Consider the following 18678-nt stretch of genomic DNA (forward strand, 5'->3'; position numbering starts at 1 on the left):
AGCCGCACAGGCCCCTGAGGGTCTCGCTTATCCCGGATCTTGAAGTCCATCGCATCCCCTGAGCCGGGGTGTTGCAACGACCACTAGAACCTAAGAGCAGCTCACGGGCCCTCAGCCGGTGCGGGTCAGCGCGACCGGCGGGAGAGCCGCTCGACGTCCATCAGGACCACCGCGCGGGCCTCCAGCTTCAGCCAGCCGCGGCCGGCGAAGTCGGCCAGCGCCTTGTTGACCGTCTCGCGGGAGGCGCCGACCAGCTGGGCCAGCTCCTCCTGGGTGAGGTCGTGCGCGACGTGGATGCCCTCGTCGGACTGCACGCCGAACCGGCGGGACAGGTCCAGCAGCGCCTTGGCCACCCGGCCGGGCACGTCGGAGAAGACCAGGTCCGACATCACGTCGTTGGTCCGGCGGAGTCGGCGGGCGATCGCCCGGAGCAGCGCGATCGAGACCTCGGGGCGGGCGTGCAGCCAGGGCTGCAGGTCGCCGTGGCCGAGGCCGAGCAGCTTGACCTCGGTCAGCGCGCTGGCGGTGGCGGTGCGCGGGCCCGGGTCGAACAGCGAGAGCTCGCCGATCATCTCGCTGGGGCCGAGCACGGCGAGCATGTTCTCCCGGCCGTCCGGGGAGGCGCGGTGCAGCTTGACCTTGCCCTCGGCCACGACGTACAGCCGGTCTCCCGGGTCGCCCTCGTGGAAGAGCGACTCGCCACGGGCCAGCGTCACCTCGGTCATGGAGGCACGCAGCTCGCCGGCCTGCTCGTCATCGAGAGCCGCGAACAGCGCGGCACGCCGCAGAACGTCGTCCACGTGCTTCCTCCTGCTGGTGGTGGGTGGTGCTTCCGTCATGACTTGCCTCACCAAGGATGACGCATGTCGCTCCGATCATATGAGGAGGGGTGCGGGCGGGGGGTGCGGTACGGGGCCATTTGTACTCATCGGTGCTCCCCGAATGCCGTAGCGGGCCTCTCCTCACCCGTTTGCAGCACCCGGGTCGCCGTGCCGGGTCCGGTAGTTGCCCTGAACTGGCCGCTGGATGCTCTCGCCCTGGGTGATCGCGGCCAAGTAGGCTGACGCCCACTCATGACACGGACATGACCGGCTGGGGCGGTGGGCCATGAACGCACGTACCGTACGAGCGACCGAGCCGGAATGGGCGGGCGACGACCAGGAGTGGTGGGACTGGTACATGTCCCTGGCGGTCAACCTTCCCGGGCCGGGCGGCGTCCCGGTCGAGGCGCCGCGCCCCCGGCCGGTGCGGGCCGCCACCTCGGGGGAGGTGGCGGGGGCGCTCCACCAGCCGTACCTCCTGTCGGAGCGGGAGGTCGAGCGGTTCCGCCGCCGGGGCCACGTCCGGCTGCCCGAGGTGATCCCGCCCGCCGTGCTGGCCGCGCTCGCTGAGCGGGCCGACCAACTGCTCCGCGCCACGCACGGGTTGACCAAGCCAGGCCGCCTGCTGGCACTGGAGCAGCTCTGGCTGACCGACCCGCTGCTGCGCAGCGTCGCGCTCTCCCGCCGGCTCGGCGACATCGCGGCCCGCCTGCTCGGGGCCGGCCCGGTGCGGCTCTACCACGACAGCGTGCTCTCCAAGGAGCCCGGCTGCGGCCGGACGCCCTGGCACCGGGACGCCGACCACTACCCGCTCGACTCCCCGTCCGTGTGCACCAGTTGGATCCCGCTGCACGACGTGCCGACCGAGATGGGGCCGCTGGCCTGCCTGGACCGGACGGCCGGGTCTCCCGCGCTGGCGGCCGCCCCGGCGGTCGCCGACCGGGCGTACGACGGCTTCGTCACCGCCGTCCTGCGGGCCGACGGGGTCACCCCGGTCCCCGTGCCGTACCGGGCCGGGGACGTCTCGTTCCACGCCGCCGACTGCTTCCACACGGCCGGGCCGAACCGCACCGACACCGCGCGCCGGGTGCTCTCCGCCGCCTACTACGCCGACGGCACCCGGGTGGTGGCCCGGCCGACCGCGATGAGCGGCCGGTGGACCGACTTCCTGCCCGGCGTCGCCCCGGGCGGGCCGGCCGCCTCACCGCTCAACCCGGTGGTCGGCAGGCCCTAGGGCCTGCCGTCGAACTCCCGCCTGCCCCACGACGCCCGGCACGCACTCTCGCCGCACCGGGCGAAAGCCCGAGTACGACCCAGTACGAGAGCTCCCGCCCGGCACGCCGAGAGCACGCACCGGACGCCGCAGGGCCGCCCTTCGGGCGACGACGGGAGTTCGACGACAGGCCCTGGGGCCCGTCCGGCCCCGGCGGGCCGGTCCGCGCGGATCCGGCCACTTCACCAGAGACCGGAGATCGCGTCGCCGAGGTACTTGGCCCCGAGGACGGCCAGCACGGCCGCCATGATCGCGCCGTTGTGGACCGACATCCAGGCCTTCCACTCGCCCAGCAGGTGGGTCGCCCGGTCGCCGCCGACCAGGTACACCCCGACCGGCAGCAGCGTGCACAGCGAGCCGATCAGCACCATCAGCACGGCGGCCACCGTCTTGCCGCCGGCGCTCGCGGCACTGGTCGCGATCGACACCGCGCCGCCGACCGCCAGCACCAGGTTCTTCGGGTTGGCGGCCACCAGGACGGCGGCCAGCCCGGCCGACTTGGCGGCGGTGAAGCGGTCCACGGCCTGCATCCACTTCGGCGGCGCGGACACGTGCCCCTCGCGCGGTCGGCCGCGCCACTGCTTGCCGGCGAGGACGACGAACAGCGCTCCCAGGGCGAGCTTGAGCCAGTACGCCCAGGTCGGCTTCTCGCCGTCGTCGGTCAGTCCGCTGCCAAGCGTCACCACCGCGGCGACCAGCACCGCCAGGGCACCCAGCCAGCCGACCGTGAACGCGATCCCGTTCACCCGCCCGCGCGGTGTCGCCAGCATCAGGATCACCGCGATCAACGGCAGCGGGCTGATCGCGATCCCCACCGCCGACGTCAGCATCGAGCCGATCGCCTCACCCATGGCCTGCCCCTCTCCGGCGGACGGGGCCGTCCGCACCGGCTACGCCCCGTCAACACCCTTGCCGCAGGCGGGGGGACGTGCGACCGCTGCCCGCCGAACGGGTGAGCGGCCCGGACGACGGCCTGCTCGTTCATCCCGTCGAACGTTCCTCGCGGGAGTCCTCTCGTACGGGGGTGGGTTAGGAGGCGAGGGCCGGTGCGCCGGCGGGTGACTCTCGATTCCTGGCCGATCCGGCTGCCGTATGGTGCAGCAGCGTCCGGGCCCGCTCGATCCGACGCAGCGTCAGATAGGCGTGCGGCGTGGCGCCGTAGGCCAGCCGGAACTGCCGGCCGAACTCCTCGGTGGCCAGGTCCGCGCTGCGGGCGAGCGCCACGACGTCCAGCGGCAGCGCGTACTCGCGGTCGATCCGGTCACGGACCCGGCGCAGCCGGGCGAAGTCGTGCAGGCGCTGTGCCGCGATGCGGGCGAGCGCCCAGGCGGGATGGCACATGGTGGGACCCCCTTCGGCGGTGTCGGACGGCTACCGGAGCTCCTGGAAACGGACCATGTTCCCGGCGGGGTCGCGGACGGCGCAGTCACGGATGCCGTACGGCTGCTCGGTCGGCTCCTGGACCACCTCGGCGCCGCCGCCCCGGAGCTTTCCGAAGACGCCGTCGAGGTCGGGAGTGGCCAGCAGGATCCAGCCGTAGGTGCCCTTGGCCATCATCTCGAGGATGGTCCGGCGCTCGTCCTCGGTGATCCCCGGGTCGACCGCCGGCGGGGCCAGCAGGATCGAGGTGTCGGGGCGGCCGGCCGGGCCGACGGTGATCCAGCGCAGCCGGCCCTGGCCGACGTCGCTGCGGACCTCGAAGCCGAGCAGGTCGCGGTAGAAGGCGAGCGAGGCGTCCGGGTCGTCGTGCGGGAGGGCCACGGTGTGAATGGTGATGTCCATGGAGATCACGCTAGCCGCGAGCCGGTGCTGCCCGCTTCTCGAATCCTGACCGGTCTGGGCACCCTGACGGACCGTCGGTGGTCCGCGCGGCCCGGGCGCGCTCGTCGAACGGATGAGCGGACCGGCCGGGCGGACCACCGATCGGCCGTCCGCCGGTGGGCGCTCGGCGTAGCCTTCGTGCATGGCAGAGAGCAAGGTCACCGGGCCCGGGCGGGCAGCGAAGCCGGAGTCGCGGTTGGCGATGGTGCGGCGGGCGCGGAAGATCAACCGGGAGCTGGCGGAGGTCTATCCGTACGCGCACCCGGAGTTGGACTTCGAGAACCCCTTCGAGCTGGTGGTGGCCACCGTGCTGTCGGCGCAGACCACCGACCTGAGGGTGAACCAGACCACCCCGGCGCTGTTCGCGAAGTACCCGACGCCCGAGGACATGGCCGCGGCCGTTCCCGAGGAGTTGGAGGAGATCATCCGGCCGACCGGGTTCTTCCGGAACAAGGCGCGGTCGCTGATCGGGCTGTCGATCGCGCTCCGGGACGACTTCGGGGGCGAGGTGCCGGGCCGGCTGAAGGACCTGGTCACGCTGCCCGGGGTGGGACGGAAGACCGCCAACGTGGTGCTCGGCAACGTCTTCGGTGCGGCAGGAATGACGCTGGTCGCTTCGGCCGCGTAGCCGGAGCCGGGTCGACCGGGCTACCACTCTTGCCGGCGGGGACGTTCGGGTGGGGACGGACCTCCGCAAACCGCCACGGACCTCTTGCGTGATCCGGCAGAATCGGGGTCGTGACAAGCACCGACGACCCGCACGCGAACCAGCCGGTCGGCGACGCCGCTCGCGGGAACGATTCGTACCAGCCGTTCGCCCACCTCACGACAGAGCACTCCGCTCTCTACCGTCAGGTCATGGGCGTGTTCGTCCGGGCCAAACAGGAGTTCACCGTCCACCTGCGACCGGAGGACGTCCACCTGGGCCTGCCCGCCGAGGGCCGACCGCAGGCGGAGAGTGTGGCGGTGGCGCTCGAACGGCTGGCCAAGTGGGGGAATCTGCGGGCGGACCCGGACACCGGCCGGGTCACCGCGCTTGAGGACTTCTACCGCTCCCGGTACATCTACCAGCTGACCCGGGCCGGTGAGGCCGCCGAGGAGGCGCTGGCGGCCTATGACGAGGCGCTGGGCCGGCGCGGCGAGCTCCAGGCGGTGGCGCTCGCCGACATCGCCGTACAGCTGCGGGCGCTGCTCGCGCTGGCCGGGCAGCCCGAGCCGGATCCGGCGGTTGCGCACCTCGCGCTGCTCGCGCTGGTGGACCGGTTCTCCGGGCTGGCCGAGAACGCGCGGGCGTTCATGAGTTCGCTGCAACGCACGGTCGACCTGCACGACGCCGACGTCGAGGTGTTTCTCGCCTACAAGCAGCGGTTGATCGAGTACCTGGAGCGGTTCATCGAGGACCTGGTCACCCGGGGCGCCGAGATCGCCGTACTGCTGGAGAGCTTGGGGGCGCCGCACGACGGGCCGGTCGGAGCGCTGCTGCGGTCGGCCGCCGCCCGTGAGGCGTCCGACGCGGCTCCGGATGCCGCCGCCGAAGCGCTGGCAGCGGCCGAGCGGCGCTGGTACGGGCGATGGGAGGGGCTGCGGGCGTGGTTCGTGAGCGTGCCGGGCCGCAGTTCCCAGGCGAAGCTGCTGCGCTCGGCGGCCCGGCAGTCGATCCCACAACTGCTCAGTGTCGTGCAGGCGTTGAATGAGCGACGGGCTGGACGTTCGGACCGGTCGGCGGACTTCCGCGAGCTGGCCCACTGGTTCGCCGAGGCACCCGACGACCAGGCCCGGCACCGGTTGTGGCGCTCGGCCTTCGGGCTGTACTCCGCCCGTCACCTGACCATCGACCAGGAGGCGCTGGCCGAACGCGAGACCGACCCGGTGCCCGCTTCCGCCTCCTGGTACGACGCGCCGGGCGTGCGGATCAGCCCGCAGCTGCGCCGTACGGGCTCCTACGAGCGGCGCGGCAGAGTGCGGGCTGTGCAGGACCGCAGCGAGGCGAAGGTCCACCTGGCGGACCTGGCCCGTAAACAGGCCGAGCAGACGGCCACGGCACGGGCCCGGCTGGCCACCGGCGGCGAAGTGCGGCTGAGTGGCCTGGGCGAGCTCGACCCGGCGGCCTTCCGGTTGTTCCTGCGGCTGCTCGGGGACGCGCTGTCCGCGTGGCGGCCCGGTACGGACACGGTGGCCGTCACCACCAACGACGGGACGATGGAGATCAGGCTGACCAGGCTCGGTGAGGGGACCGCCGAGATCCGCACCCTCGACGGTGTGCTGCGCGGACCGGAGCACCTGGTCGAGATCACCGATCTGGCGGCCGAGTACGAGAGCGCCGGGAGCGTGCGATGACCGATAACCGACTGGGCGACGCGGTCGCCGCGCAGCGGGCCGACGAGGTCCGCCGGGCGGCGCGGGCGCTGCTTCGCAGGCCCCTGCTGCGCGCGGGCAGCGATGACTTCCGCCTGGTCCGCCGGCATGCCTCCGAGTTGCGTACCTGGTTCGAGCGCAACACCGGCTGGGCCCTGGTCGTGGACCCCGAGGTGGCCAGGCTGCGGCGCATCCCCGGCCGGGACACCGACCCGACCCACCCGGCCCGCGACCAGCGCACCGGGCTGGCGTTCTCCCGCCGCCGGTACGTGCTGGTGTGCCTGTGCCTGGCCGTGCTGGAACGCGCCGACCAGCAGATCGCTCTCGGCCGGCTGGCCGAGCAGGCGGTGCTCGCCGCGGCCGACCCGGCTCTGGACGCGGCCGGTGTCTCGTTCACGCTGGCCGACCGCGAGCAGCGTACCGACCTGGTCGCCGTGGTCCGCCTGCTGCTCGCCTGGGGCATCCTGGCCAAGGTCGCCGGCGACGAGGACGCCTTCCTCAAGTCCGCCGGCGACGCCCTGTACGACGTGGACCGCCGCGTGCTGGCGGGGCTCCTGGTCTCCCGGCGCGGCCCGAGCACCGTCCGGGCCGGCGCGTTCGAGGAACGGGTCGCCGAGCTCAACGACGAGGCGCTGCCCGACAGCGACGAGCTGCGCAACCGCGCACTGCGGCACGGCCTGACCCGGCGTCTGCTGGACGACCCGGTGCTCTACCTGGACGAACTCGACGAGGCGGAGGCCGCCTACCTCACCTCGCAGCGCGGCGCGCTGACCCGCCGGATCGAGGAGCTCACCGGCCTGGTGCCCGAAGTACGGGCCGAGGGCGTGGCGATGGTCGACCCGGACGACGACCTGACCGACCTGCGCATGCCCGAGCAGGGCACCGACGGCCATGTGGCGCTGCTGATCGCCGAGTACCTGGCGGGCAAGGGGGGTACCGTCCCGCTGGCCGAGCTCCATCGCCAGGTGGCCGGCTGGGCCCTGGACCACGCGGGTTTCTGGCGGCGCAGCGCCACGGCTCCCGGCGCTGAGACGGAACTGACCGAGCAGGCCGTCGACCGGCTGACGGCGCTGGGGCTTCTGGAGCGGGTGACAGCGGCCCCGGACGGCGCCCCGGCGGTGCGCCCCCGCCCGGCGCTGGACCGCTACCGGGTCGGCGAGACCGTCCTGCTGGAGCCCGGCCAGAGCGCCGCGAGGAAGAGCACCCCGAAGAACGGCACGGCGCCGGGCAGTCCGGCGCGGAAGAGTACCGCGAACCACCGGAAGGCCAGGACCAGATGAGCAACACCGTCTCCACGCCGCTGCCCGTGCCGGGCCGCACCCGCTGGCAGCCGCTCCGGACCGGTCTGGTGGACCTCTTCTACTACGACGTCGAGGAGTTCCACTTCCGCGACGGGCGCCTGCTGCTGCGCGGCAACAACGGCACCGGCAAGTCCAAGGTGCTGGCCCTCACCCTGCCCTTCCTGCTGGACGGCGACCTCTCCCCGCACCGGGTCGAGCCGGACGCGGACCCGAAGAAGCGCATGGAGTGGAACCTGCTGCTCGGCGGCGAGCACCCGCACCCCGAGCGGCTCGGCTACACCTGGATCGAGTTCGGACGCCTCGACGAGCACGGCACCGCCCGCTACACCACCCTCGGCTGCGGCCTCAAAGCGGTCTCGGGCCGTGGCATCGCACGGCACTGGTACTTCGTCACGGATCGGCGCGTCGGCGCGGATCCCGCCGACGGCGGCCTGCGGCTGCTGGACTCGACCGGTGCCGCGATCACCCGCGACCGACTCGCCGAGGCTCTGGACGGGCGCGGCCTGGTCCACGACTCCGCCCGGTCCTACCGGCGCGCGGTGGACGAGGCGTTGTTCGGCCTGGGAGAGCAGCGCTACGCGGCGCTGGTGGACCTGCTGGTGCAGCTGCGCCAGCCCCAACTGTCCAAGCGGCCCAGCGAGAAGGCCCTGTCCCAGGCGCTCACCGAGTCGCTGCCGCCGGTGGACCAGGCCGTGGTCGCCGACGTCGCCGAGGCGTTCCGCTCGCTGGACGAGGAGAAGGAGCAGCTGGCGGTGATGGTCGCGGCCGAGCGCGCCGCCACCGCGTTCCTCCAGCACTACCGCCGCTACGCGCAGGTGGCCTCCCGGCGCAAGGCCCGTGCGCCGCGCGCTCAGCACTCCCGCTACGAGTCGCTGCGCGCCGAACTGAACACCGCTGAAGCGGACTTCGAGGCGGCCGGGACGGCTCTGGTGGAGGCCGAGGAGCGGCTGGAGCAGCTGGACCGGCAGCGGGTGGGCCTGCGGGCCAGGGACGAGGCACTCCGGGTCGGTCCCGAGATGCGCAGCGCCCGCGAACTGGAGCAGGCGGCCGAGCTGTCCGAACGTATGTCAAGGGATGCCGGGCGGGCCGAGGCGGACCGCACCCGGGCCAGCGGCGAACTGGCTCGGTTCACGGCCCGGGTGGGCGCCGCGCGCTCACGCACCGAGGCGGCCGAACGGACCCGTGAGTCCGTGCTCTCCTCCGCCGCCGAGGCGGCGGAGCAGGCCCGCCTGGACCAGCAGCACCAGGACCGGATCGCCCGACCGCTCGCCGACGGCGACACCCCGGAGGCGGTCCGGCGCACAGCCGACGAGATCACCGACCGCCGACTGCGCTCCGTCGCCCTGGTCGAGGGACAGCTGGCCGGCGCCCAGGAGGCTGCCAGGACCCTCGACCGGGCCCGCAGGCGCCAAGAGGAGGCCGATGCGGAGCTGGCCCGCCGGGCCGATCTGCATGCCGAGGCCGAGGAGGGCACCGACCAGGCGGGCCGGGACCACCTCACCCGGGTACGCGCCCACTTCGCGTCCTGCGCCCTGCTGCGCCCGGCCGAGCCGGAAGGGATGCTGAACGAACTCGCCGCGTGGACCCGGACGCTGGCCGGTGCCGATCCGGCCCGGACCGTGGCCCAGCAGACCGCCACCGCGGTCGGCGGCGAACTCGCTCGCCGCCGCGCCGCGCTCGCCGTCGAACAGGCCGAGACCCGCCACCGGCTCCAGGACCACCAGGAGAAGCTGGCCGACCTGCGGTCCGGCGCCCGACACGGGCCCCGCCCCCCGTACACCCGCTCCGCCGAGGCCCGGCAGGACAAGCCTGGCGCCCCGCTCTGGCGCCTGGTCGACTTCACTTCCGGCACGGACCTGGCGGACGCCGCGCGCGCCGGCCTGGAAGCGGCCATGGAGGCCTCCGGCCTGCTCGACGCATGGGTCGGCCCCGACGGAGCAGCGGTCTGCGCCAGCACCCGGGACACCCTGGCAACTGTCAGCGCCCCCGTGGACGGCCCCTCGCTCGCAGGCATCCTGCGCCCTGCCGTCGACCGCGAGGACCCGGCCGCCTCGGCGGTGCCGGACGAACTGGTCACCCGGCTGCTGTCCGGAATCGGCCTGCTCGGCCCGGGCGACCGCCTGCCGGACACCGGCAGCTGGATCGCTCTCGACGGGCGGTTCCGGCTGGGCGTGCTCACCGGAGCCTGGTCCAAGCCCGCTGCCGAACACCTTGGCGAAGGGGCCCGCGAACAGGCCCGCCGCGCCAGGATCGCCGTCGTCGAGGCCGACATCGCCGGACTCACCAGGCAGCTGGAGGGCCTGGCCGCCCAGGACGAGGCCCTGGAGGCCGACGAGCGCCGACTCGCCGCCGAGCAGGCCGGGCTGCCGGACGACTCCGCCCTGCGCGCCGCCCACGCCCAGTCGACGGCCGCCCGGGCGGAGCACACCCGGGCCGCCGAACGGCGCGCGGAAGCCGAGCGGGACACGGTCGACGCCGCCACCGAAGCAGCCCGGCACGCCGCCGAACTGCAGGAACTCGCCGACGAGCTGGAGTTGCCCGTCACCGGGCCGGAGCTGCGCGGGGTGCGCGAGGCGGTGAGCGCCTACCGGGAGGCCCTCGCCGCTTTGTGGCCCGCCGTCCACGAGGCCCGTGCCGCAGGGTCCGCGCAGGCCGCCGAGGAAACCGACCACCAACGGGCCGCCGAGCACACCGCGGAGCTGGCCGAACGCGCCCGCGCCGCAGTCCGGGAAGCCGTCGCGGCCGGCGAACGCCACCAGACACTCCAGGTCACTGTCGGCGCCGCCGTGGTCGAACTGCAACGCCAACTCGCCCAGGTGGCAAAAGCCTTGAGCAGCCTCGACGGCGCAGAACGGGCCACCCGTCGCGAGCAGAACGCGGCCACCGGACGCCAGGCCGCCGCCGAGGCCCTGCGCATCCGGGTCCGCGCCGAGATCGAGGACACCGCCGCAACCCGCGCCGAGGCCATCGACGCGCTGCGCCGCTTCGTGGGCACCGGCCTGCTCGCCGTCGCTCTGCCCGAACTGGACCACCCCGGTGACTCCTGGGCCCCCGAACCGGCCGTGCGCCTCGCCCGTGCCGTCGAGCGGGAGTTGGAGTCCGTGGACGACTCCGACCCCGCCTGGGACCGAGTCCAGCGCCGGATCACCGAGGAGCTCAAGGACCTCTCCGACGCGCTGTCCAGGCACGGCCACACGGCGGCGGCCCGGATGCTCGAAGACGGGCTGGTGGTCGACATCGTCTTCCAGGGCCGCGAACGCTCCGTCCCCGAGCTGGCCGGTGTTCTTGCCATCGAGGTCTCCGACCGGCAGCTCCTGCTCTCCGCCCGCGAGCAGGAGATCCTGGAGAACCACCTGGTCACCGAGGTCGCCGGGACCCTTCAGGAGCTCGTCAGCGCCGCCGAGCACCAGGTGCTGCGGATGAACGCGGAGCTGAAGGACCGCCCGACCAGCACCGGCATGCTGCTCCGCCTGACCTGGCGACCCGCCCGCAATGCCCCCGGCGGCCTGGCCGCCGCCCGTGACCGCCTGCTGCGCCAGTCCTCCGACGCCTGGACCGCCGCCGATCGCACGGCCCTCGGCGACTTCCTCCAGGCGCAGATCGACCGGGCCCGTACCGACAACCCGGCCGGCACCTGGCTGGAACACCTCACCACCGCCCTGGACTACCGCTCCTGGCACGAGTTCGGTATCGAGCGGCACCAGCACGGCAAGTGGCAGCCCGCCACCGGCCCCGCGTCCGGCGGCGAGCGGGTGCTCGCCGTCTCGCTCCCGCTGTTCGCGGCCGCCTCCTCGCACTACGCCTCGGCCGGTAACCCGAATGCCCCGCGCCTGGTCACCCTGGACGAGGCGTTCGCCGGCGTCGACGACGACTCCCGCGCCAAGTCGCTCGGCCTGCTTGCCGCCTTCGACCTGGACGTCGTGATGACCTCCGAACGCGAATGGGGCTGCTACCCCCAGGTGCCCGGGCTGGCCATCGCCCAGCTCTCGCGGGTGGACGAGATCGCGGCTGTCCTGGTCACCCGCTGGGAGTGGGACGGAAACCGGCGCACCCGCGCGCCCGAGCCTGGCATCCCCGCTCAGCGTCCGGACGGCGCCCCCGAGTGACCGCCGACCTTCCGCGCCTGCACCGCCTGCTCGGCACACCGGAACTCGCCTGGCTGGTCGAGCGGGCCCGCCGCCGTCTCGAAGCCGGGCAGCCGCTCGACATCACGCTCACCCGCAGCGGAGCTGACGACGCCGAACGCGCGGCCGTCGCGCGCCTCCTGGGTCGCGCTCCCGGCCGGGGGCGGTCGCTGTCCGTACCACTGCTCACGGTGGACGCGATACTACGTACGAGCGGCGCCTGCCCGGACGGGCTCGCCGGCGCCGTCATCGCCCTCACCGGGCCGGTGACCTTGCGCCGGGAGGCCGCCGACGAGCTGAGCCGAGCCTGGGACGACGCCTTCGCCGCCCTGGCGGACGTGGTCGCCGTCCGGCCCGAGCTTGCCGACTGGTTCGGGGAACTGCGTGCCGCCGGACTGGTCCGCCGGCTGGCCCGCACTCCAGAGGAAGCCACCCCGCTGCTCGCCGCACTCGCCCGGATCCTCCCCCGACTGCCGCTGTCACCCCCGCAGTCCCTCAGCACCTTCGCCGCCAGGACCACCGGCGACGCCCACGCCCTCGACCACGGGCCGCTCGCCACCCTCACCCTCGACGCCGTCCGCGCCCTCACCGGGGCGCCGGCCGGGCCCGGTGCCGGCCGGCGCCGCGACACCTGGGCCGCCGCCGGGCTCCTCCTGGACGAGCTCTCCTCCCAGGCCCTTGTGCTCAACCTGCCCGGCGATGATCACACCGCCACCGGCCGCGCGCTGACCGCCCTCGCGGCCGCAGGCCAGCCCGCCGTTCTGACCCTCCGTCAGCTACTCGGGGACCCTCCGCAACCGCCTCGCGGCGGGGTGGCGTACGTCTGCGAGAATCCCGCCGTCATGCTCGCCGCCGCCGACCTGCTGGGTGCCCGCTGCTCGCCTCTGGTCTGCCTCCAGGGCCAGCCCAGTACGGCCGCCCTACGTCTGCTCCGCCTCTACGCCGACGCCGGCTGGATTCTGCGCTACCACGGCGACTTCGACTGGGGCGGCGTCCGCATCGCCACCCGCCTCCTCTCCCACGTGCCGTGGACCCCGTGGCGGTACACCGCCGACGACTACCAGGCGGCCCTCACCACCCACCCGCACACCGGGCCCCTGGCCGGCAGCGCCGCCGAGACCCGGTGGGACCCCCGCCTCGCGGTCGAACTCAGCCTAGCCGGCCGCCGGATCGAGGAGGAGCTGGTGCTCACCGACCTGCTCGACGACCTGGGACACCTCGCGCCCTGAAAGCGACCGCCCCAGGCATGGCCGACCGTTGTGCGGGCGCCGTCGATGCCGTCATCAGGCCCGACTCGGAGATCTCCCGTAGAGCGCCTGCCATCCGGCGTAACCTGCCTTCATGGCAGAGAGTAAGGTCCCTAAGGCCGCGCCGGCGGCGAGGGCGGTCGTGAAGCCGAAGAAGCCGGAGTCGCGGTTGGCGATGGTGCGGCGGGCGCGGAAGATCAACCGGGAGCTGGCGGAGGTCTATCCGTACGCGCACCCGGAGTTGGACTTCGAGAACCCCTTCGAGCTGCTGGTGGCCACCGTGCTGTCGGCGCAGACCACCGACCTGAGGGTGAACCAGACCACCCCGGCGCTGTTCGCGAAGTACCCGACGCCCGAGGACATGGCCGCGGCCGTTCCCGAGGAGTTGGAGGAGATCATCCGGCCGACCGGGTTCTTCCGGAACAAGGCGCGGTCGCTGATCGGGCTGTCGATCGCGCTCCGGGACGACTTCGGGGGCGAGGTGCCGGGCCGGCTGAAGGACCTGGTCACGCTGCCCGGGGTGGGGCGGAAGACCGCCAACGTGGTGCTCGGCAACGTCTTCGGGGTGCCCGGCATCACCGTGGACACCCACTTCGGGCGGCTGTCCCGGCGGTTCGGCTGGACCACCGACGAGGACCCGGTCAAGGTCGAGGCGACGGTGGCGGAGATCTTCCCGAAGTCCGAGTGGACCATGCTGTCGCACCGGGTGGTCTTCCACGGCCGCCGGATCTGCCACGCCCGCCGCCCGGCCTGCGGGGCCTGCCCGATCGCCGCGCTCTGCCCGTCGTACGGAGTCGGCGAAACCGACCCCGGGAAGGCCGCGAAGCTGCTGAAGTACGAGAAGGGCGGCCAGCCGGGCCAACGGCTCAGGCCGCCGGCCGACTACCCGGGGGAGCCGGCCAGGCCGGCCGGGACGGTGGAGGTGTCGGAGTGACGGGGCTGGCGGAACTGATCGAGCGGGACGGGCTGCCGCCCTGGCTGGTGCCGGTGCGGGAGGCGGCCGAGACGGTCCGGCCCGAGCAGCTCAGCCGCTTCCTGCCGCCCGCCCGGGGAGGCCGGGCGTCGGCCGTGCTGGTGCTGTTCGGTGACGGTCCCGCCGGACCCGACCTGTTGCTGATCGAGCGGGCCAGGGCACTGCGCTCGCACGGCGGCCAGCCGTCCTTCCCGGGCGGGGCGCTGGACCCGGCGGACGGCGATCCGGCGACGGTCGGCCCGGTAGCCGCCGCGCTGCGCGAGGCGGAGGAGGAGACCGGCCTCGACCCGGCCGGGGTGCAGGTGTTCGCCACCCTGCCCGCGCTGTACATCCCGGTCAGCGACTTCGTGGTGACGCCGGTGCTCGGCTGGTGGCGCCGGGAGACCCCGGTCGCGCCGGTCGACCCGGCCGAGACCGGGGCGGTGTTCCGGGTCCCGCTGACCGAGCTGACCGATCCGGCCAACCGGGCCCGGCTGCGGCATCCGTCCGGCCACGTCGGCCCGGCCTTCGAGGTCGCGGGCCGCCTGGTCTGGGGCTTCACGGCGGGCGTGATCGACCGGGTGCTGCACTTCAGCGGCCTCGAACGGGAGTGGGACAGCTCCCGGACGCTCAGCCTGTAGCCGCCGACGCACATGCGGGAGTTCTGCGCGGTCGCCCGGTGTACCGCCGTTCGGGCGTCGGCCCGTGGGAGGGTAGCCGGGTGAATGTCCTTGATCTCCTGCTGATCGCCGCCGCGCTGGGTTTCGCCGTCACCGGCTACCGGCAGGGCTTCGTGGTCGGCGTGCTGTCGGTGCTGGGGTTCCTGAGCGGCGGCCTGATCGCCGTTCAGCTGCTCCCGCTGCTGCTCCGCCACCTCGACCCCGGCACGGTGGCCTCGGTGGTCGCCGTCGTGGTGGTGATCGTCTTCGCCGCGATCGGCCAGGCGGTGACCACGCACTTCGGCTGGAAGCTGCGCGGCCACATCGGCCGACGCCCGACCAGGGTGCTGGACGCGGTGGGCGGCTCGGTGGTCAACGTGATCTCGATGCTGCTGGTCGCCTGGCTGATCGGCTCCGCGCTGGCGGGCACCTCGATGCCGACCGTCTCCAAGCAGGTCCGGAACTCCGAGGTGCTCGGCGGGGTGAAGTCCGTCCTGCCGGCGGACGCGCAGAACTGGTTCTCCGACTTCACCAAGGCACTGGCCAGGAACGGTTTCCCGCAGGTCTTCAACCCCTTCGAGCGGGAGTCGATCACCGAGGTCGAGGCACCCGACCCGGCGCTGGCCGCCAGCCCGGTGGTGGCGAAGGCCCGGCAGAGCCTGGTCAAGGTGGTCGGCACCGCCACCGCCTGCGGCAAGACCCTGGAGGGCACCGGCTTCGTGTTCGCCCCGCACCGGGTGATGACCAACGCGCACGTGGTCGGCGGGGTGGACGAGCCGACCGTGCAGATCGGCGGCACCGGCCAGCTCTACGACGCCACCGTGGTCCGCTACGACTGGCAGCGCGACATCGCGGTGCTGGACGTGCCGAAGCTGAACGCCCCGGCACTGGCCTTCGCCGACGAGGCGAACACCAACGACAGCGCGATCGTCGCGGGCTTCCCGGAGAACGGCGCGTTCAACGTCCAGCCCGCCCGGATCCGCGGCCGGATCCAGGCCAAGGGCCCGGACATCTACCACCGCGGCCAGGTGGTCAGGGACGTCTACTCGGTGCGCTCGCTGGTCCGGCAGGGCAACAGCGGCGGCCCGCTGCTCACCCCCGACGGCCGGGTGTACGGGGTGGTCTTCGCCAAGTCGCTGGACAGTTCGGACACCGGCTACGTGCTGACCGCCGCCGAGGTGCGCGGCGAGGCGCAGGCCGGTGCGACCGCCGCCACCCGGGTGGACACCGAGGGCTGCGCGCTCTGACCCGACGTCACCCCGCGCACCTGCCGCGCTCGGCCGGTCCCGGCTGGTAGCGTCGCCCCGGGCTCACCCGTTCGGCTCAACAGCCCTGCGGTGCAACGGGTCCGACGGCAGGTCAGGCGCAGTACGGGGCATTGGAGGACGGCCGGTCATGATGGGTCACTCGCACGCGGTCAGCGGAGCGATGCTGTACGCGGGCACCGCGCCGTTCCTGGCGCCGATGCTGTTCGACGTCCACCTGGCGCCCGCCGACGTCATGATGGGGACCATCCTGGCGGCCGGGGCGGCCCTGCTGCCCGACCTGGACCACCACGACGGGACGATCGCCAACTTCCTCGGCCCGATCTCCAAGCTGCTCTGCCGCTTCGTGGCCTGGGCCTCCGGCGGGCACCGGCACGCCACCCATTCGCTGCTGTTCGTCGGGCTGATGGGCGGCGGCGCCTGGGCCGGCGTCACCTACCTGGGCCGCAACTTCACCCTGGGCCTGACGTTCTTCCTGCTCGCGATGGCGATCCGGGCGCTCCGGCTGCACCCGCCGGGCGACGGGCCGACGATGTGGATCACCATCATCGGCCTGTCCGTCCTGGGCACCTTCGGGATGAACAACTGGATGCCCAGCGCGCCCGGCTGGCTGCCGTACGCGGTCGCGCTGGGCACCCTGGCGCACCTGCTGGGCGACTGCCTGACGAAGAAGGGCGCGCCGCTGCTCTGGCCGCACAAGGAGCGCTACGAGGTGGTGCTGATCAAGCGCACCGGCAACTCGGTGGAGACCAAGGTGCTGGTGCCGATCATGTCGGTGGCGACCTTCGTGCTGCTCTGGTTCACCGCGGTCTCGCCGACCGTGCTGACCTGACGGCGGCTCACTCCTCGCGACGGAGGCGCGCCCCGACCCAGCGGGCGCGCCGCCGGAGGATCCGCGGGATGCCCATCGGGTGCGCCTCGGGCTCCCGCTGGCGGCCGATCCGGCCGTAGTTCTCGTACGCGTCCGGCCAGTGGCCCGGCGCGGGCTGCCGGCCGGGGCGCGGCTCGACGTGCGGTTCGGCCTGTGGTTCGGAGTGCTGCGAGCTGCTGGTGCGGCGGCGTCGGCGCGTGACAGCTTCGCGGTCGGGCATCCAGGTCATACCGGATGGATGCCCGCCCTTCGGGCACCGTAACCGCGACCGGGTGACCCGACTGTCCTATGCACTTGTCATATGAACATGCGTCAAGTCCGGTCGCCCGGACCGCCGTCGACGCTCAGCCCTGGTGCTCCTTGACCCACCCGATCAGCTCCGCCGAGAACTCGGCCGGCGCCTCCTCGTGCGGGAAGTGCCCGACCCCCGGCAGCAGCCGCCAGCGGTACGGCGCCTCGACGAACTCGCCCGCGCCCAGCGCGGTGTGCGAGAGCAGCACCGGGTCGGCCGCGCCCTGGACGTGCAGGGTCGGCGCGGTGATCGGCTTCTTCATCCGGCGGGCGAACTGGATGCCGTCCGGCCGCGCCATCGAGCGCAGCAGCCAGCGGTAGGGCTCGATCGAGCAGTGCGCGGTGCTCGGGATCTGCACCGCCTGCCGGTACGCGTGCAGCGCCTCGGCGTCCGGCTGGTTCGGCCCGCTCCACTCGGTCAGGTAGCGCCCGACCAGGGCCGCGTCGTCCGCCACCAGGCGGCGCTCCGGCACCCAGGGGCGCTGGAAGTTCAGCACGTGGTCGAAGGCGGCCATCTGCCGACGGTCCGTCAGCAGGGCCCGCCGCAGCTGCCGGGGGTGGGCCGCGGAGACCACGGTCAGGCTGCGGATCACCGAGGGGCGCATCACCGCCGCCACCCAGGCCAGCGAACCGCCCATGGCGTGCCCGACCAGGTGCGCCTGCCGTTCGCCGAGCGAGCGGATCACGCCGGTGATGTCCAGCGCCAGGTTGCCGGGGTCGTAGCCGCGCGGGGTGCGGTCGCTGCCGCCGACCCCGCGCAGGTCCAGCGCCACCGCCCGGAAGCCCGCCTCGGCCAGCGCGGCCAGCTGGTGCCGCCAGGCCCACCAGTACTCCGGCCAGCCGTGCACCAGCAGCACCAGCGGGCCCTCACCGGCCTCGGCGATGTGGAACCGGGCGCCGTTCGCCGCCAGGTCGCGGTGGGTCCACGGTCCGGCCGAGCGGAGTTCCCACGGGGTCTCGGTGATCTCGGTCCTCGGGGTACTGGCCCGGGAGGGCATGGGCATCTGGTCCAGCGGCATACCGAGAGCCTGTCACACCCGGTTGCCGAACGCGTCCCCCGGCACCCAGCGGTGCTGTGAATGCTCTGTGACAAGTGCCCCGCCCGGTCGTCAGGGGCGGCGGCCCAGGCCCCGGTCGATCTCCTCCTGGGTGGCCGGGCGCGGCCGGGCGTTCCTCAGCACGTCGGCGGTCTTCTGCGCGCCCTCGATGGTGCGGTGCGGCTTCTCGATCTTCTTGAACGAGCGCAGCGCCAGCAGCCCGAGCAGCGCGGCCAGCAGCAGGTAGGCCCCGGCCACGATCAGGAACGACCAGCCGAGGGTCAGCCCGAGCGCCTGCAGCCCGTACGCGGCGGCGAAGCTCAGCATCGGCACCGCGGCGAGCGCGACCACGCCGGCCACGGCCAGCGAGACGCCGCCGGAGACCCCGCGCTTGACGTCCTGTCGGATCTCCGCCTTGGCGAGCGCGATCTCGTCGTGCACCAGGGCGGACAGGTCGGCGGTGGCCGCCGCGAACAGCTGCCCCACCGAACGCTCGCCCTCGTAGGGCGCCCGGCCGTCGCTGGTCGGTTCTGCGGTTCCTGCGGGCATCAGCGGTTCTCCTTCACGAGGCCGGGCAGTTGCGGTGGCGGGATTAGTGCCGACAGCTCTGAATCATGCCCCTACCGGCCAGTCCGGCACCACTCCGGGGCGCCCCTCGGGC

General features: G+C 73.5%; 16 protein-coding genes and 1 pseudogene. 10 read left to right on the top strand and 7 right to left on the bottom strand.

Translation table 11 applies throughout. The features are described 5' to 3' along the window. Nucleotides 1-125: 125 nt before the first annotated feature. Nucleotides 126-800, bottom strand: a complete 675-nt coding sequence (locus ACIRPK_RS14625; RefSeq protein ID WP_030392646.1) for a Crp/Fnr family transcriptional regulator — start codon at nucleotides 798-800, stop codon at nucleotides 126-128. 307 nt (nucleotides 801-1107) lie between these two features. Between ACIRPK_RS14625 and ACIRPK_RS14630 the strand changes: the two genes are divergently transcribed. Beyond that, nucleotides 1108-2055 (top strand): phytanoyl-CoA dioxygenase family protein, encoded by a 948-nt coding sequence (locus ACIRPK_RS14630; protein ID WP_403037864.1) that lies wholly within the window; start codon nucleotides 1108-1110, stop codon nucleotides 2053-2055. Nucleotides 2056-2276: 221 nt separating this feature from the next. On the opposite strand, the gene ACIRPK_RS14635 is transcribed toward ACIRPK_RS14630, so the two are convergent. The 3 genes from ACIRPK_RS14635 to ACIRPK_RS14645 form a co-directional block, all read right to left on the bottom strand. Further along, on the bottom strand, nucleotides 2277-2945 hold the full coding sequence (locus ACIRPK_RS14635) for a GAP family protein (protein WP_403037867.1): 669 nt from the start codon (nucleotides 2943-2945) through the stop codon (nucleotides 2277-2279). Nucleotides 2946-3123: 178 nt separating this feature from the next. Beyond that, a complete protein-coding gene (locus tag ACIRPK_RS14640) occupies nucleotides 3124-3435 on the bottom strand; it encodes a hypothetical protein (RefSeq protein ID WP_403037869.1) in 312 nt (103 codons plus the stop codon). A 30-nt stretch (nucleotides 3436-3465) separates the two neighbouring features. Further along, entirely contained in the window at nucleotides 3466-3876 is a 411-nt protein-coding gene (locus tag ACIRPK_RS14645; protein ID WP_403037872.1) for a VOC family protein, read from the bottom strand. 181 nt (nucleotides 3877-4057) lie between these two features. Between ACIRPK_RS14645 and nth (ACIRPK_RS14650) the strand changes: the two are divergent. The 9 genes and pseudogenes from nth (ACIRPK_RS14650) to ACIRPK_RS14690 all read left to right on the top strand — a co-directional run. After that, a pseudogene (gene nth / locus ACIRPK_RS14650) lies at nucleotides 4058-4525 on the top strand (endonuclease III domain-containing protein); the annotation flags it as partial. A gap of 128 nt (nucleotides 4526-4653) precedes the next feature. Continuing rightward, the gene (locus ACIRPK_RS14655) at nucleotides 4654-6252 is read left to right on the top strand and encodes a TIGR02677 family protein (protein WP_403037874.1); all 1599 of its coding nucleotides are present in this window, start codon (nucleotides 4654-4656) and stop codon (nucleotides 6250-6252) included. Continuing rightward, the gene (locus ACIRPK_RS14660) at nucleotides 6249-7550 is read left to right on the top strand and encodes a TIGR02678 family protein (protein WP_403037876.1); all 1302 of its coding nucleotides are present in this window, start codon (nucleotides 6249-6251) and stop codon (nucleotides 7548-7550) included. The genes ACIRPK_RS14655 and ACIRPK_RS14660 overlap by 4 nt, the downstream gene beginning before the upstream one ends. Further along, complete coding sequence (locus tag ACIRPK_RS14665) at nucleotides 7547-11677, top strand: TIGR02680 family protein (protein ID WP_403037879.1); 4131 nt, start codon at nucleotides 7547-7549, stop codon at nucleotides 11675-11677. Before ACIRPK_RS14660 ends, ACIRPK_RS14665 begins: the two co-directional genes overlap by 4 nt. Continuing rightward, nucleotides 11674-12924, top strand: coding sequence for a TIGR02679 family protein (locus ACIRPK_RS14670; protein ID WP_403037881.1), 1251 nt, complete (start codon nucleotides 11674-11676; stop codon nucleotides 12922-12924). The genes ACIRPK_RS14665 and ACIRPK_RS14670 overlap by 4 nt, the downstream gene beginning before the upstream one ends. Before the next feature lie 112 nt (nucleotides 12925-13036). Next, nucleotides 13037-13876, top strand: coding sequence for an endonuclease III (gene nth, locus ACIRPK_RS14675; protein ID WP_403037884.1), 840 nt, complete (start codon nucleotides 13037-13039; stop codon nucleotides 13874-13876). Beyond that, nucleotides 13873-14535, top strand: a complete 663-nt coding sequence (locus ACIRPK_RS14680) for an NUDIX hydrolase (protein WP_403037886.1) — start codon at nucleotides 13873-13875, stop codon at nucleotides 14533-14535. Before nth (ACIRPK_RS14675) ends, ACIRPK_RS14680 begins: the two co-directional genes overlap by 4 nt. Nucleotides 14536-14615: 80 nt before the next feature. Next, entirely contained in the window at nucleotides 14616-15800 is a 1185-nt protein-coding gene (locus ACIRPK_RS14685; protein ID WP_403037888.1) for a MarP family serine protease, read from the top strand. Nucleotides 15801-15948: 148 nt separating this feature from the next. Then, nucleotides 15949-16650, top strand: a complete 702-nt coding sequence (locus ACIRPK_RS14690) for a metal-dependent hydrolase (RefSeq protein WP_403037891.1) — start codon at nucleotides 15949-15951, stop codon at nucleotides 16648-16650. Between the two features lie 7 nt (nucleotides 16651-16657). Here the strand turns inward: ACIRPK_RS14690 and ACIRPK_RS14695 are convergent, their stop codons facing one another. The 3 genes from ACIRPK_RS14695 to ACIRPK_RS14705 form a co-directional block, all read right to left on the bottom strand. Further along, a complete protein-coding gene (locus ACIRPK_RS14695; protein ID WP_403037894.1) occupies nucleotides 16658-16918 on the bottom strand; it encodes a hypothetical protein in 261 nt (86 codons plus the stop codon). Nucleotides 16919-17033: 115 nt separating this feature from the next. After that, nucleotides 17034-17978 carry an alpha/beta fold hydrolase gene (locus ACIRPK_RS14700; RefSeq protein WP_403038282.1) on the bottom strand — a complete coding sequence of 315 codons (945 nt, stop codon included), beginning with the start codon at nucleotides 17976-17978 and terminating at the stop codon, nucleotides 17034-17036. Between the two features lie 111 nt (nucleotides 17979-18089). Continuing rightward, on the bottom strand, nucleotides 18090-18566 hold the full coding sequence (locus tag ACIRPK_RS14705) for a phage holin family protein (RefSeq protein ID WP_403037897.1): 477 nt from the start codon (nucleotides 18564-18566) through the stop codon (nucleotides 18090-18092). Nucleotides 18567-18678: the final 112 nt, after the last annotated feature.

Source organism: Kitasatospora sp. NPDC101801 (assembly GCF_044766665.1).
Classification (GTDB): Bacteria; Actinomycetota; Actinomycetes; order Streptomycetales; family Streptomycetaceae; genus Kitasatospora.